Source organism: Providencia sp. PROV114 (genome assembly GCF_032704305.1).
Lineage (GTDB): Bacteria > Pseudomonadota > Gammaproteobacteria > Enterobacterales > Enterobacteriaceae > Providencia > Providencia rettgeri.
The window spans coordinates 1-16,052 of the sequence record NZ_CP120528.1 but is presented as its reverse complement, the minus strand read 5'-3'; the positions used below and the strand labels follow the sequence as shown (position 1 = coordinate 16,052).

The window sequence follows — 16,052 nt, the reverse complement described above, 5'->3', positions numbered from 1 at the left end:
AAGAGAAGTTATCCGTGGCGAAATTCATTTTCACTGACAACTTGATAACTGTGCGATGCTGCGTCATAGCTAATGATGACAACATGATCACCGCGTTTTAACTGTTCGGAAGATGGCGCTCGTATTTGTAAAATTAACCCAGCTCCACCATCTTCTAATAGCGCCTCACCATTTTGTTCACTTACTGTTCCCGAACGTACAGTGGCGTATTTACCAATAAGCTGTTGTACTGTTTTGGGTTTATTGAGACTCACCAATTTTTTGCGCACAGGTTTTAAGCACAAAGCGGTTAAATGAAGAGAGATAAATAGGGTGATCGCAAAAACGGCGAAGCTGACGAGATAGCGTAATAAATCAGTATCAATGAAGCGAATGAAGACATGTACGCTGAAATAACTGATTATCCAACCAAAAAGAGTAAATAGTGTGACAATAATGGTGACAGGGATTCCGGCTAAGCCAAGCTTGGTTAACCAGCCAGCAAAACCAGTTGCATCAATACCAGCATTAAATTCAGTATCAAGATTAAATACGTCGATATCCAATAAGCCAAAAGCGGCACATAACCAATAAAATAAAACAATGATTAGTAAACCACTAAAGATAATTGTTGGGAACATCAAACTGTTATGGAAAAACAAACTCATAGGGTTTTCTCTTTATTATTAATGCATTATTGAGCTTATGCGAAAAGGAATGTTTGTTTAATTTATCACCATAAAATAATTTAGCTTAATAATATATTTTTTAATTAATAGCAGTATCAGACTAGTCTATAAGCACTTTTAATTTATTGAAGTCTCTTATAGCACTGGTTGTTTATCCAGTTTTATTTGATGAAGTTATTCCTAAAGTGTTATCAATAATAGTAAGCCATTAATGAGATAGGATTTTACCATTAATAACTAAGTTGATGATAATCATTCTCAACTATAATAAGCATATTTAAAGTACAAAATGGGGAAAATAAATAAGATTAAAGTGATAAATTCGCGCTTCATGGATGAAAACCGTTATGAAGCGCAAAAAAGTAAGATTAGTCTATCAAGTTGAGGAATGCAGCACCTCTTGCGCCTCCAGAGTCACCATAACGTGCTTTTTCGATTGCTGGTAATGTCGCTATGCCATAGAGGTATTGTGGAAGCACTTCTGGTAGTTGTTTATAGATCTCTTCAAACTGCGATAATCCTCCGCCAATCACCACTAAATCGGGGTCAAAAACAGTGACAATTTGCCCCATAAACATCGCAAGTAATGACATATAGCGGTTAACATGTTCTTTTGCTTGAATATCGCCTTGTTTATATTGCTCGATAATTTCGATAGCTGAACGTTTTTCATTGGTGAATGAGGAGTAAATGCGCTCAAAACCTGGGCCTGATAGGTAGGTTTCAAAGCAAGCAGTTTGGCCACAGCCGCAAGTTATTTCAGGAACTTTTTCCCCTAACAATTTTGCTCCACGAACACTGAGGTTCATGTGGCCTATTTCCCCTGCAATTCCATTTTTACCGGATAAAACTTTACCATTGATAATGAACCCACCGCCTACACCGGTACCTAAAATTAAGCCAAGTACAGTTGGATAGCGTTTGAAATCAGGATCCCAAGCTTCTGATAATGCAAAGCAATTGGCATCATTTTCCACTTTTACTGGGCGCTGTAATATATTAGCAAGATCATGAATTAAAGGCTTATATTGAGCGGTAGGGACATTGGTTGTAAAAACGGTTCCTTCAGCGTGGTTTACGATACCAGGAACACCAACACCCACTTTTCCTTGGCAGTTAAATTTTTCATCTGCTTCCAGTGTGAGTTCGAGAAACGTATTTAAGAGCGTTTGGTAATCATCTTTAGGTGTGGGGACACGTTTTTGCCAGACCTGATTTAGTTCGTTGTCAAAGACGGCAAGTTCAATTTTTGTCCCGCCCATGTCAAAGCCGTAATACATTTTCATCTTCCCCTAATGGTTTATTTATTAAAAAGATAATGTATCTATTTGATAAATAATAAATGATGGAATCTACTAATCTAATTATACAAAAGTTCATTGGAGGATAAATTACTGTTTTGGTATTTATTTTTTATGTGAAATTTTTTCATCGTTTTTCGTCTTAAATATTTTTGAATAAAAAATAATTGCACCACTATTTTAAATGAGCTATTGTTATATTATAACATTACATTTAGGTGGTTATTATGAAACAGGGGATCCATCCACAATACCGTACCGTGGTTTTTCATGACACAAGTGCTGATGCCTATTTCAAAGTAGGATCAACAATAAAGACTGAAAAAACAATTGAATATGAAGGTGAAATATTTCCATATGTCACGCTTGATGTTTCTTCTCAGTCACATCCGTTTTATACCGGTAAACAGAAAATGATTTCTCAGGAAGGTAAAACGGCACAGTTCCAGAAGCGTTTTGGTCGTTTTTTACAGTCAGAGGGTAAATAAAGATGAAAGTACTGAGTTCATTAAAAACGGCAAAAACCCGTCATCCAGATTGCCAAGTTGTTCGCCGCCGTGGTCGAGTGTATGTGATATGCAAGACAAACCCGCGCTTTAAAGCGGTGCAAGGTTGTAAGAAAAAACGCTAGCTATTTGATTCACACATAATTATAAAATTTTTCCTGTATCGCTTTATATTTTATTTGCTTAGCCATTGCAGATTATTGCTCTCTGCCGTGGCTTTTTTTTATTTGTTTTTTATCCACTGATTTCTTCGATTATTAGCATGATTACTAATCTTCTTATTATTAGTGATGAAATTCACTTGCGCACTGGTGCATATTTTGTCAAGTTTATACTTATCATCCTTCAAGTTGCATGGGTGTTGACTGCGCTCAGACTGACGAATCACATACATATGTATGCTCATCGGACTCTCTTCACTTGTCGCTTACCTGCAACTCGAATGATATAACGCAAGATACATCCGAAAAATTTCTAGTTTCAATTTGGGTGAATGACAAAAATGACAGTATCCATGTTGTAAAGTCGGAACTGGAAATTTTTTGGTGAAAATTTAAACGAACAGGGTGAGTAAAAATGAAAAATGTCGGGTTTGTTGGCTGGCGAGGAATGGTCGGCTCAGTATTGATGCAGAGAATGGTAGAAGAACGTGATTTTGATGCGATTCATCCTGTTTTCTTTACCACATCACAACAGGGTGAAGAAGCCCCTGTCTACGGTGGTCATCGTGGTGTTTTACAGGATGCTTTTGATATTGATGCGCTAAAGGCATTGGATATCATTATTAGCTGCCAAGGTGGCGATTACACCAACGAAGTTTATCCTAAACTTCGTGAATCAGGTTGGAATGGCTATTGGATTGATGCTGCGTCTTCATTACGTATGAAAGATGATGCGATTATTATTCTTGATCCTGTGAACAACCAACATATCCAAGACGGCTTAAATAAAGGCATTAAGACCTTTGTCGGTGGGAATTGTACGGTAAGTTTGATGTTGATGTCTTTAGGTGGGCTGTTCACTAATAATTTAGTGGAATGGGCATCTGTGGCAACGTATCAAGCGGCATCAGGGGCTGGGGCACGTAATATGCGTGAGCTTCTGGCTCAAATGGGGTCTTTGCACACACAAGTTGCTAAAGAACTCCAAGACCCGGCCTCAGCTATTTTAGATATCGAGAAAAAAGTCACAGACTTCACTCGTAGTGGCACAATGCCAACGGATGCATTCGGCGTACCATTAGCAGGTAGCCTGATCCCATGGATTGATAAAGCATTAGAAAACGGCCAAAGCCGCGAAGAGTGGAAAGGCCAAGCAGAAACTAACAAAATTCTTGCGACAGGAAGTCATATTATTCCTGTTGATGGTTTATGTGTACGTATTGGTGCGTTGCGTTGCCATAGCCAAGCTTTCACATTGAAGCTGAAAAAAGATGTTCCGTTGAATGAAGTTGAGCAATTACTTGCCTCACATAATGACTGGGTGAAAGTAGTTCCTAATGACCGTGAAATCACCATGCGTGAGTTAACACCTGCGGCAGTAACTGGTACGCTTAGCACCCCTGTTGGTCGCTTACGTAAACTGAATATGGGCCCTGAATACCTATCTGCCTTTACGGTTGGTGACCAATTACTGTGGGGCGCCGCTGAGCCGCTTCGTCGTATGTTACGTATTTTGCTATAGTTTCTGAACTGTAATCAGTAATTTTATATTAACCTGCACACTAAAATGTGCAGGTTTTTTTGTGCCTAAATTAATGACGAGCAGGGTCATTCTGCGGAGGCTGATGTTCTAACTCTTTTGCTAAGAAGTAGTTTAAGAATGTACGGATCACGGCAATGATACCTAATTTGATAAGGCTATCTAAATCTGGGTCGACGGTCGTTGCTAAAATATCAGCAGCGAGCTGGAACTCTAATGCAGTTGCTAACCAATCACCAAAACAATAACGAGCCTTACGTGATTTCTGGGTGCGTATCCAGACTATCAGGGTCTTTACTAACCCAATCACCACGCAGATGACTGAAATAGCTTCTAAAAGTAACTGGAGTACGTGAACACTAGACACCAGTAATTCACGTAAAAAAACTAAATCGAACATTAAGACCTCGACTCGATAAGTAAGCTGGATTCATATTTGTTAACTATGAGCAAATATTGGCAAAATATCGAGTTTTATTGTGGGTCTATGGTTTCTGAAGGTAATTGACTAATGGATAAAATATTTCGATTTCCATCGATTACCTGAATATTTTTGTTGGGTTGATAACATTTACGTAAAGGCGATAAGCAAGCTTGCTCTGCGCCTTGTTGTATATTAAGCCAATCACTGATTAGCCAATAATTATTCGCTGTAGAATAGGGGGACTGCAAATTTTCTGGGTTGATACTTGGTTTACTCGCACTTTGGCTGTACCAAATCAGCAAGGGGATTTCATAGGCTTCTTTTCTTGGGTTGTTAACACCATGATGGTAGTGAATATTGTTATCACTGTCTAAGCGTTGCAATGCGTGATCTGAATAGTACATCAAAGTTGCAGGTTTACCTTCGAGTTGCTGCATAAGATTTTCGATAAATTTATCGGTATAAGCAATTGAACTGTCGTAGCAATCGTCATCTTCTTGGCCACTAAATGTTTTTAGCTCAGTTTCAGGAAAGCGGTTACAGGCTGGTTCATGGCTACCATAAGTGTGTAAAACAATAAGTTTTTTCTTATCAGTGGGGTCATTGATAGCGTTCTTGAAGTCATCTTGTAGCTCTTCGTCATAGCCGACAAATTCGTTCCAAGTTTTCTTTTGCGACATAGAGGCAATAGCAGAAATGATACTGGTACGTTTATTGGTTTTGCCTTGGTTGCTGATCCAGTAGGTTTTAAAGCCCGCATGATTGGCCAATGAAATGATATTGTCTGAATAGTGTGATTTATCCTGCATTTGCTCAAAGCGGATATTAGACAGTGAAATAGGAACCGACAATATAGTCACTGGTGCTGGAGAATACGCTTGTTGAAACGCCAATATCTGAGATTTGCGCTGATTTAAATTAGGTGTTGTATCATATTGATAGCCATAAAAGCCCATATGGTCACGGCGTAATGATTCACCGATGACAAGTACATAGATTTCAGTATCAGAGGTTTTTTTCTGGTAATTAAAAGCAACTTTCTGTGATGATATTTTTTTTATCCCCCGGTTTTCATATAAGTTTTTGACTAAAGCCGCGGCATTGTAGAAGGGAGTATTTAAGAAGTATTTTTCCGTGATCAATAACGCGCTATCAGGTTTATTAAATAATGATGCGTAATAGGCTGGAATGGCTAATAGATAGCCACAAATTAGCGCCATACTTATCGCTGTGATACGGCGATTCATGTATTTTGCGCATTGATGAATACATACTAAATAAGCTGAAAAAACAAAAAGATAAAATATAACATAACCAATGTTATAGGAAAGCATTCCTACCGTTTCACTGCTATTGGTATTGATAAAAGTTTCTGCAATCGAAGAAGAAAAGCGGATATCGTGCTTTTGATAAAAGAAAAATGAAACAGATAAATTGAGAGCCCACAGGAGTGAAACAAACACCGTGAAAATTTTGCCAAGCAAAAAACGATAGATACCTGCACATAACAGTATTATCAGCGCTCCTGAAATTACGATGGCAATATCCGCGATATTGCTAATATCTCCACTGAAAAACACAGGAGTTATAGATATCAATAATGCATAAATTAAAATAATAATTTGGCGTATCATAGTGTTATTTTAAGTATTTTTGACCTTACCTGAGGTTATAGAGGCAATTAAAAATAATAAGTTAACATCTAATTAACTTAAGACATTGTTCGTTTATAACATAAAAAAAGGTAAGGTAATCAAAATAATGGCGTAAAAAACTGTAAAATCTCGTGATGTTTAGTCATGACCTGCCCCTCACAACTTGCGAGGGGAGGTGAGATATTGATTTAGAAAGTTACCGCAATTTTGGCATCAATATTGTTATCGCTATAATTTTTTGATAAAAATTTATTATAATTAATTGATAGCTTAGTATTTTCTTTTATATTGATATCGGTACCGACTTTTAATGCCATTCCATGGCGTGATGTAGGAACACTTTGTGTCATAAATGAGCTCGTGGTATCGGAAAAATTCAGTTTTATACCTCTATTCAGATTCCCATATTGATATTGCCAGTTAAGCTCACCATGCAAACCAATATTTGATGTTTTACCTAGTTTCCATTGATTATCAAGACGTAGCCCAACAGTTGAAAGCGTTGTATTGATGCGTTGCTTACGCGCCTGCAGTGATGTGCTGCTAATATTCTCATTAATTGCATGGTTCATCGCACTAATATAAGTGAAATTGGTAAATGGCTCAATATTCATCCAATTTGATTGGATTGGATAGGCCAGCTCCATAAATGCCTGATGGGTATTAGTGTAATAGCTTGCAGAGTGACTCGTACCATTACTGATTGTACGTTCAGTATGAATGAGGTGTGAAGTGTGACTAAGCCCTGCACGAACCGCAAGCGGCTGCCATAAAGCGCTACCATAAATGGCAGCATGGTAGTTATTACTATTACCGTGGCCAAGATGGCCAGATAAGTCACTTTGGCTAAAGCCTGCGGCGATACCGAAAGTCATTTTGTCGTTAATAAAACGTCTATTTGCCCCAAGCAATAGACCATAATTTGATGATTGATACCCAGAGGCATTGTTATCGCCAGTTGTTTTATCCCAATCATAGAGCATTTTTGCCCATACATTGCCCTTGTTTTCGCTACTCCATGATTCAGACAATCGAGCTTGATCAAGGAGTGCCTCTTTAATCTGACGGCTATTATTTATTTGGTTGGATAATATGTCAGCGTATATTTGCCCAGTGACATCGTGAAATATTGCTCGAGCTTGTTGTTTTGTTTGGCTTTTCAATGTGCGGTCATAAAGCGTATGGTACGTAGGAAGCGTTTCAATAGCCTTAGCCACGGCGATTTGGTTTTGCGTTGCAGCTGCACTAGAAAATGCAGTGTTATTACGCCCTATTTTAAGAGTGACTTCTTTGGGAGTGTAATTTAGTGTCGTTCCAATAAACTGGTAATTAGGCACAACGCCATCAAATTGGCCATCAACCCCTTTTTGAGCACTTAATATTGTATATTCTGTATTAAATAAGCGGTTGATATCTTGTTTAGAGAGCGGACTATTATGATTTTCAAGAGTGACACTGACGGTACCGCCTTTTAATGAAGCAGAGCCTTGGCTGATGATCTGATCGTTTTGACCTGCTGGATTGATTTCAACCACATAATGGCTGCCCGGAGCAAAAGTCACAGAATCAACAATGTTAATTGTGCCAATTGAGTGGCCGGGTGCAACGGCAGCACCTTGGTTGGCGGTTAATTGTCGAATGCTTCCATTGCCCATAAGTAAACCGTGGCGGTTAATATTAACAGAAGCACCGATTTTTCCATCATCTAGAACTAACGTTCCTTTTTGGATATCAACTGCGGAGTCTAAGTGTTTTTTAAGGGTAACCATTCCGCCATTAATGTCGGATTTTTGCGAATATTTATTTTCGCCGGTTAAGACTAAATGGCCTTGATTTACTGTGAAGCCAGCAAAGGTATTATTACCTGACAATACTAATGTCCCTTGGCCTTGTTTCGTTAACTTTCCAGTCCCTTGAATATTATTTTTCCATTCATCTAACTTTCCAAAATTGGCAATATCAAAGTCATTAGTATCTTGATTAATGATAAAATTTTCATATAAATAAGAGGGACCCTGATAAGCCGCAGGTAAGTTAATTAATCCCCAATAGGAGTTTGGGTCATTTTCTTTGATATTCCAACCTGCAATTGATTGGCTTGGATATGCGGTACTGGCTAAAATATGATCCCATTGTGCTTTATTCAAGTAAGGGAAACGTAATCGAAGTAAATAACCTGCCGTTTTAGGTATATTTTTAGGCTCGATCATTGATATATTTTGTATTTCTTTTTTTCCATAATAACCCATGTGGTCATTGGTTATAGGAGTAGAAGCTGTTAGGCAATTTAGTATGTTATTTGAACATGATGATGAAATATCATTACGAATATTTTTTGCCGAATCAACAATGAATTTGGTATTTTTCTCATCGGATAGGAGCTGTGACAATAAATAATAATTACCTACACGAGAAGCGATTGTATCAGTGGCAAAGTGTGCGCCAACAATCACACGGCTTTCACCATATTCAATAGCTCGATTGAAAGTTTCACTGCCTTTTTCAGGAAAAATCATCGCCAATACCGCAGCTTGCTTAAAACCATTCCACGTATGGCCACTAGGGTAAGATGAGCCCTGTATTTGTGAATAGCCTGCAATATAGTGACCTTCTTCATCCAATACTTGATAAGGACGACCGCGTTTAAAATGATCTTTTAGAATAAAATCAATTGACCTAGTACGTTGTTTTTTTTCATCATAGGCACGAGTACTTGTATCATGTAATAAGCTGATTGCTTTATATTGGTTATGATCTCTTAGATTAATATCATGTTTACCAAACAGTATCGTTTGATAACTGTTAAATAAATAACCTGAGTCTTGGGATTTATCTGCGAGTGCTAAACTTTCCCGCTCACCAGTGATATTGATGTATTCGTTACTAATAAGCCTATCTTGCTCAGCAACTTCGCTGCCTTCTTTAGGCGTATTATTAATAATATTATTTTTAATGTCTTCAAGCCATACACCTCTTGTATCAATAATATTTTTCTCTAATTCTAAAATATTAGTTTTAGCTGTTAGAGTATTCATGAATATGAATGGCAATAAAGTCATTGATGCTGAAATAAAAGTTTTTCTCATTATAATTCCGCCGATGCTCTTGGTAAAAATTTTATTTTGCGGAGTTTATTTATAATATGTTTATTTTTTATGACAGTTTTGAAAATAAAAAAATCTTATTAATTAGAACGTTAAGCTTTATTTTTTAATTGTTTTTTCCTTTGTAAAGTGGTTTTGTATTGATTAGTTTCGTTTTTTTTTTTTTATTATTGGTTTAATTAAATCATAAAAATAAGATAATAATTATAGAAAAAATCAAAAAAATAACCCCAAACTTTCGGATGGGGTTATTAAATATTATTTAGTTAGCTGAATAATTAGATATCAATATTCGCTGCTTTTAAGGCATTTTCTTCGATAAATGCACGACGTGGCTCAACAGCATCACCCATTAATGTGGTGAATAGTAAGTCTGTTGCAATCGCATCTTTCACCGTCACACGCATCATACGGCGCGTTTCTGGGTTCATGGTGGTTTCCCAAAGTTGTTCTGGGTTCATTTCACCAAGACCTTTATAACGTTGTACGTATAGGCCACGACGAGACTCACGTGTTAACCAAGCCAGAGCTTCTTCAAAGTTACTGATATCTTGGCGACGTTCACCGCGCTTGATATAAGCACCTTCTTCAATTAAGCCGCTGATTAAGTCGCCTAAATGAGTGATACGGCGGTATTCGCTGCCATGAACAAAGTCAAAATCGAGGTTATAGTCGGTATCAACACCATGGGTACGAATACGGATTGTTGGCTCGAATAATTGACGTTCACGGTTTTCATTAATGACATAACTATAAGTGCTACCGAATTGTTCGTTATCTTCTAAGCGCTTAACCAGCGTTTTAGCCCATTCTTCCACTTTTTCGCTGACTTTTAAATCATCTTCAGTCAAGGTTGACTGATAAACCAGGCTGTTAAGTAGGGCTTGAGGATAAAGGCGCTCAAGACGACGAATAATACGGTGTGCGGCATTATATTCGACAACCAGTTTTTCGAGTTCTTCACCTTTCATAGCTGGCGCTTCGGCACTTAAATGCAGCTCTGCGCCATCAAGGGCGATAGAAATCAGGTAATCGTCCATCGCATCGTCATCTTTAATGTACTGCTCTTGTTTACCACGTTTCACTTTATACAGTGGTGGTTGAGCAATAAAGATATGGCCACGTTCAACGATTTCAGGCATTTGGCGATAGAAGAAGGTCAACAGTAACGTACGAATGTGCGAACCATCGACGTCCGCATCCGTCATGATAATAATGCTGTGATAACGCAGTTTGTCAGGATTGTATTCATCACGGCCAATACCACAGCCTAATGCCGTAATCAGGGTTGCAACTTCCTGTGAAGACAGCATTTTATCGAAACGCGCTTTTTCTACGTTTAGAATTTTACCTTTCAGTGGCAAAATGGCTTGGTTCTTACGGTTACGGCCTTGTTTTGCAGAGCCGCCCGCGGAGTCCCCTTCCACAAGGTACAGTTCAGATAGCGCAGGGTCACGTTCTTGGCAGTCAGCCAGTTTACCTGGCAAGCCAGCTAAATCTAATGCGCCTTTACGACGAGTCATTTCGCGAGCTTTGCGCGCCGCTTCACGTGCGCGTGCGGCATCAATAATTTTGCCCACAACGATTTTTGCATCGTTCGGGTTTTCCAGTAAATATTCAACCAGTTTTTCGTTCATCATCGTTTCAACCGCCGTTTTCACTTCGGAAGAGACCAATTTTTCTTTGGTTTGTGATGAGAATTTAGGGTCGGGAACTTTTACTGAAATAACTGCAATCAGGCCTTCACGTGCATCGTCACCGGTTGCGTTGACTTTGCTTTTCTTCTGATAGCCTTCTTTTTCCATGTAGTTATTTAATGTGCGTGTCATTGCTGCACGGAAACCAGCGAGGTGAGTACCCCCATCACGCTGAGGAATGTTATTGGTGAAGCAGTATACATTTTCTTGGAACCCATCATTCCACTGCATTGAAACTTCAACGCCAATACCGTCTTTTTCAGTTGAAAAATAAAAGACAGAAGGGTGGATAGGGGTTTTATTACGACTTAAATACTCAACAAAGGCTTTGATACCGCCTTCATAATGGAAATGGTCTTCTTTGCCATCGCGTTTATCGACGAGCTTAATAGAAACACCTGAGTTTAGGAACGATAGCTCACGTAAGCGTTTTGCTAAGACATCATATTCAAATTCAGTCACACCTTTAAAGGTGTCCATGCTTGGCCAAAAACGAACGCGTGTTCCTGTTTGGTCAGTTTCACCGACAACAGTCAGAGGCCCTTGAGGCTCACCGTGTTTGTAGATTTGCTCATGAACTTTGCCATCACGGCGGATAACTAATTCTAATTTTTCAGATAAGGCGTTAACAACGGAAACCCCAACACCGTGTAAACCACCGGAGACTTTATAGGAGTTGTCATCAAATTTTCCGCCTGCGTGCAGAACGGTCATGATAACCTCTGCGGCTGATACACCTTCTTCTTCGTGGATACCTGTAGGGATACCACGTCCATCATCCTGTACGGAGATAGAGTTATCGGCATGGATAGTGATCACGATATCATCACAAAAGCCTGCGAGGGCTTCGTCGATAGCGTTGTCGACAACCTCGAAAACCATGTGATGAAGACCTGTTCCATCGTCTGTATCACCGATATACATGCCCGGGCGCTTACGCACCGCATCCAGTCCTTTTAATACCTTGATACTTGAGGAGTCATATGTATTCGACATCAACGTTTCCTGCTCTTTCTATTCCTGAGGTTGAACTTCTATTTTGCCATGTTCTACACTAAACATCTTGCTATTTGCATCTATCATATCATTAACTTGCTCAGGTGTAATGGCACTGACAAACACTTGCGCTTGTGTAGCTTTGAGGCGGGCTGCCAGTAATTGGCGACGGCCAGCATCAAGTTCAGAAGCAAAATCATCCAGTAGATACAGGCATCGTTGCCCGCTCTGATGGGTGAAAAACTCACCCTGCGCTAATCTTAATGCACACATAAGTAGCTTCAATTGGCCCCGTGAAAGCATATCTTCAACAGGTGTTCCATTTGCTCGAATACGCAAATCAGCTTTATGTGGCCCTGAAGCGGTATAGGTTAGCGCTCTATCACGCTCAAATTGGCGCTCTAATTGTTCTGAATAATCAATTTCTTTATCCCAACCGCGTTGGAAGGATACTGAGAGTGAAAATTCGGGTAAAAATTGTTGGCAAGTTTGCTCGATATTTTCGGCAATACCTGCAATATAGTCATGGCGCCATTGGCTTATTTGCTCAGAAAGCGGTGCCAGTTGTTTATCCCAATGACGAATTTGCTCATAACGAGTAACTTGCCGTAAAGCGGCATTGCGTTGTTTTAATAACCGTTTTAAATCTGACCATACTGAAAAAAACAGCGGGTCATTGTGAAAACAACCCCAATCAATAAAAGCACGTCGATATTTAGGACCACCATTTAGCAAAGTAAACCCTTCAGGGGTAATCAGTTGCATTGGCAATAATTTTGCTAGCTCTGCAATTTTATGGCCATCAGTACCGTCTATTCGAACTTTACTATCACCATCACGGTTTTTGCTTAAACCTAGTGAAAGGTCGTTTCGCTGTTCATCTAAATGGCTAAGTTTACCATGAAGAATGAATTGCTCTTGCTCATGACGAATAACTCGGTTCGCTTGAATGCTGCGAAATGCACGGCCATGACCGAGTGTATATATGGCTTCCAATATGCTGGTTTTACCGCTCCCATTGGGGCCAATTAAAAAATTGAACCCATTAGCAAGGGAGAGATCCGCATTTTCAATATTTCGAAAATCACGGATCAATAAACGCGAAAGGATCATAAATACCGATTACAAGCGCATTGGCATGACAACATACACCGCTGCTTTACTGTCAGCGTCTTCAATCTGCACACTGGAAACGGCATCGGTTAACAGAAGTTGCACATTTTCACTTTTTAGTGCATTTAAGACATCTAAGATGTAGCTGACGTTAAAGCCAATTTCCATCTCAGTACCTTGGTAGCTAACATCAACAATTTCTTCAGCTTCTTCTTGCTCTGGGTTATTAGCTGTAATGCGCAGTTGGTTTTCACTGAAATATAAACGCACACCGCGGAATTTCTCATTCGATAAAATCGCAGCGCGAGAAAAGGCTTGTTTGAGTAAATCACAGCGTGCTTCTAAGGTTTTGTTTGGATTTTTCGGTAGTACTCGGCGGTAATCAGGGAAACGGCCGTCAACCAATTTAGAGGTAAAGATAAAATCCCCAACGTGAGCACGAATATTATTACTGCCGATTTGCAGTTGTAGAGGGGTGTCACCACCATCTAACAAACGCATTAACTCAATGACCCCTTTACGAGGTACTATCACTGAATGAGAAGGTAGCGATTGACCAATATCCATCGCACACACGGCAAGCCTGTGACCGTCTGTGGAAACGGTTCTGAGCATTTGGTCTTCGGTTTCAAATAGCATACCGTTAAGGTAATAACGGACATCTTGGTGCGCCATTGAAAACTGAGTAGCTTCAATTAAACGTTTCAGTATTGATTGCGGAAGAGAAAATTCCACTTCGCTTTGCCAGTCATCCAAGTTTGGAAAGTCAGCAGCTGGCAATGTGGATAATGAAAAGCGGCTACGTCCAGAACGGACGAGCAGTCTGTCATCATTCAGCTCTACATGAATTTCAGAACCTTCAGGTAGCCCACGCCAGATATCAAAAAATTTGCGTGCGGGCACGGTGGTTGCGCCAATTTCGTGCTCCCCTGTTAGGGCAACATTGGCCATCATCTCCATTTCAAGGTCGGTCCCAGTGAGTTGGAGGGTGCCTTCTTTCACCTGTAATAAAAGGTTACCTAAAATAGGCAGAGTTGGACGCCCACCTAAAGGACCACTAACCTGTTGTAACGGTTTTAATAACTGCTCGCGTTCTATTGTAAATTTCATAGCAATTAAGATGATAATGTTCTGATTAAATTAGAAAAATCTTCTTTGATGTCATGGCTTTCTTCCCGTAATTGTTCAATTTTACGGCAAGCATGTAACACCGTGGTATGGTCACGGCCGCCAAAGGCATCCCCGATTTCAGGTAAACTATGGTTAGTCAGCTCTTTTGCCAGTGCCATTGCCATCTGACGCGGACGCGCGACAGAACGGGAACGGCGCTTAGACAATAAATCTGCTACCTTAATTTTATAATATTCAGCAACTGTTTTTTGAATATTATCAATAGTTACCAGCTTTTCTTGTAGTGCTAATAGGTCACGCAGTGCTTCTCTGACAAAATCGATAGTAATCGCGCGGCCAGTAAAGTTTGCGTTGGCAATCACACGATTTAACGCCCCTTCTAATTCACGAACGTTCGAGCGAAGGCGTTTGGCGATGAAAAAGGCCACTTCACCCGGAAGTTGGATTTCATTTTCATCTGCTTTTTTCATTAAAATCGCCACGCGAGTTTCTAACTCTGGTGGTTCGATTGCAACAGTTAGGCCCCAACCAAAACGCGATTTTAAGCGATCTTCCACACCGTTAATCTCTTTTGGGTAACGGTCAGAGGTCAAAATAATTTGCTGATTGCCTTCCAGTAGCGCATTAAAAGTATGGAAAAATTCTTCTTGTGAGCGCTCTTTGTTAGCAAAAAACTGGATATCATCAATGAGTAGCGCATCTACAGAACGGTAATAACGTTTGAATTCTTCAATTGCGTTGTTCTGTAGAGCTTTGACCATATCTTGAACAAAACGTTCAGAGTGCATATAAACCACGCGAGCGTTGGCTTTATGCTGCATAATACTATTGCCGACAGCATGTAATAAGTGGGTTTTACCTAAACCAGTCCCACCATAAAGAAATAATGGGTTGTAGGCACCACCTGGATTTTCTGCCACTTGCCTCGCAGCAGCGCGAGCCAATTGGTTCGATTTACCTTCAACAAAGTTATCAAAAGTGTGCTTAGGGTTTACATTAGAACGATAAGCAACTTCTGGTTGTACTTTGGCTGAGTTGTCCCAACTCGGTTTAATTGGGGCTGACGGAACGGCAAACGCAGGTACTTGTTGAGTTGTACGTGCTTGTGTTGCTGCCGGTGCGACTGTAATCGGTTTGTTGCCTACCTCAAAGTGTAGTGCAGGCGCGTCAGTTCCACAAAAGTCATTCAATAATTCATTGATATTATTGATGTACTTGTCTCTAACCCAGTCGAGAACGAAACGATTTGGGGCATAAAGTGCCAGTGTATTGTCGTTTAATTCAGCTTGAAGGGGTCGTATCCACATACTGAATTCTGTGGCAGGTAGTTCATCCTGCAATCGGGCAAGACATTGCTGCCAAAGCGAAAGTGACACGTTGGACTCCCCTAAACAAGGTCAATGGAACAAGAAGTACGGATGTAAACAAAGAGTTTCTCGGGCTCATTCTTAGTGCTATGACCCAAAAATATTTTAGATTAACGCTTACTTACTGCATATTGCCGATCGATGGATCAGAAATAGACCAGTGATCATACCGCAAAATTAGTCAGAGATCTCCATTCTTTTACACAGTTTTTATGCTTTTTATCCACAGGTAAATGTGATAAGGCCCCTCTTATAAAGAAGAAATAGACTGGGCTACCTAAATTTATCGTCATTTTTCCACATGCTGGGGATAACTTTAGACGATTTACAGTAAATATTCTGTATGATCAAAAAATATTTTTAGATCTCTTGAAGATCCTTGCGCTTTG

At 39.7% G+C, this 16,052-nt stretch carries 12 protein-coding genes; 3 read left to right on the top strand and 9 right to left on the bottom strand.

Annotation, left to right across the window (positions count from 1 at the left end):
* Window positions 1–8: 8 nt before the first annotated feature.
* Window positions 9–647, bottom strand: a complete 639-nt coding sequence (locus P3L37_RS00060) for an OB-fold-containig protein (protein ID WP_196719893.1) — start codon at window positions 645–647, stop codon at window positions 9–11.
* 389 nt (window positions 648–1,036) lie between these two features.
* Entirely contained in the window at window positions 1,037–1,948 is a 912-nt protein-coding gene (gene nagK, locus P3L37_RS00055; RefSeq protein WP_094962017.1) for an N-acetylglucosamine kinase, read from the bottom strand.
* A 248-nt stretch (window positions 1,949–2,196) separates the two neighbouring features.
* Between nagK and P3L37_RS00050 the strand changes: the two genes are divergently transcribed.
* From P3L37_RS00050 to asd, 3 genes are all read left to right on the top strand, one after another.
* On the top strand, window positions 2,197–2,457 hold the full coding sequence (locus tag P3L37_RS00050) for a type B 50S ribosomal protein L31 (RefSeq protein ID WP_004906261.1): 261 nt from the start codon (window positions 2,197–2,199) through the stop codon (window positions 2,455–2,457).
* Window positions 2,458–2,459: 2 nt separating this feature from the next.
* A complete protein-coding gene (gene ykgO / locus P3L37_RS00045) occupies window positions 2,460–2,600 on the top strand; it encodes a type B 50S ribosomal protein L36 (RefSeq protein ID WP_004906789.1) in 141 nt (46 codons plus the stop codon).
* Window positions 2,601–3,051: 451 nt separating this feature from the next.
* Window positions 3,052–4,158 carry an aspartate-semialdehyde dehydrogenase gene (gene asd, locus P3L37_RS00040; RefSeq protein WP_004906793.1) on the top strand — a complete coding sequence of 369 codons (1,107 nt, stop codon included), beginning with the start codon at window positions 3,052–3,054 and terminating at the stop codon, window positions 4,156–4,158.
* Window positions 4,159–4,228: 70 nt separating this feature from the next.
* On the opposite strand, the gene P3L37_RS00035 is transcribed toward asd, so the two are convergent.
* From P3L37_RS00035 to dnaA, 7 genes are all read right to left on the bottom strand, one after another.
* The gene (locus P3L37_RS00035) at window positions 4,229–4,576 is read right to left on the bottom strand and encodes a DUF1622 domain-containing protein (RefSeq protein ID WP_004906795.1); all 348 of its coding nucleotides are present in this window, start codon (window positions 4,574–4,576) and stop codon (window positions 4,229–4,231) included.
* Window positions 4,577–4,650: 74 nt separating this feature from the next.
* On the bottom strand, window positions 4,651–6,234 hold the full coding sequence (locus tag P3L37_RS00030; protein ID WP_196718930.1) for a phosphoethanolamine transferase: 1,584 nt from the start codon (window positions 6,232–6,234) through the stop codon (window positions 4,651–4,653).
* 209 nt (window positions 6,235–6,443) lie between these two features.
* On the bottom strand, window positions 6,444–9,341 hold the full coding sequence (locus P3L37_RS00025) for an autotransporter domain-containing protein (RefSeq protein WP_222960120.1): 2,898 nt from the start codon (window positions 9,339–9,341) through the stop codon (window positions 6,444–6,446).
* 296 nt (window positions 9,342–9,637) lie between these two features.
* A complete protein-coding gene (gene gyrB / locus P3L37_RS00020) occupies window positions 9,638–12,052 on the bottom strand; it encodes a DNA topoisomerase (ATP-hydrolyzing) subunit B (protein ID WP_004906802.1) in 2,415 nt (804 codons plus the stop codon).
* An 18-nt stretch (window positions 12,053–12,070) separates the two neighbouring features.
* Window positions 12,071–13,165 (bottom strand): DNA replication/repair protein RecF, encoded by a 1,095-nt coding sequence (gene recF / locus P3L37_RS00015; RefSeq protein WP_004906804.1) that lies wholly within the window; start codon window positions 13,163–13,165, stop codon window positions 12,071–12,073.
* Between the two features lie 9 nt (window positions 13,166–13,174).
* On the bottom strand, window positions 13,175–14,275 hold the full coding sequence (gene dnaN, locus P3L37_RS00010) for a DNA polymerase III subunit beta (RefSeq protein ID WP_004906806.1): 1,101 nt from the start codon (window positions 14,273–14,275) through the stop codon (window positions 13,175–13,177).
* Window positions 14,276–14,280: 5 nt separating this feature from the next.
* Window positions 14,281–15,672, bottom strand: a complete 1,392-nt coding sequence (dnaA, locus tag P3L37_RS00005) for a chromosomal replication initiator protein DnaA (protein ID WP_109912543.1) — start codon at window positions 15,670–15,672, stop codon at window positions 14,281–14,283.
* Window positions 15,673–16,052: the final 380 nt, after the last annotated feature.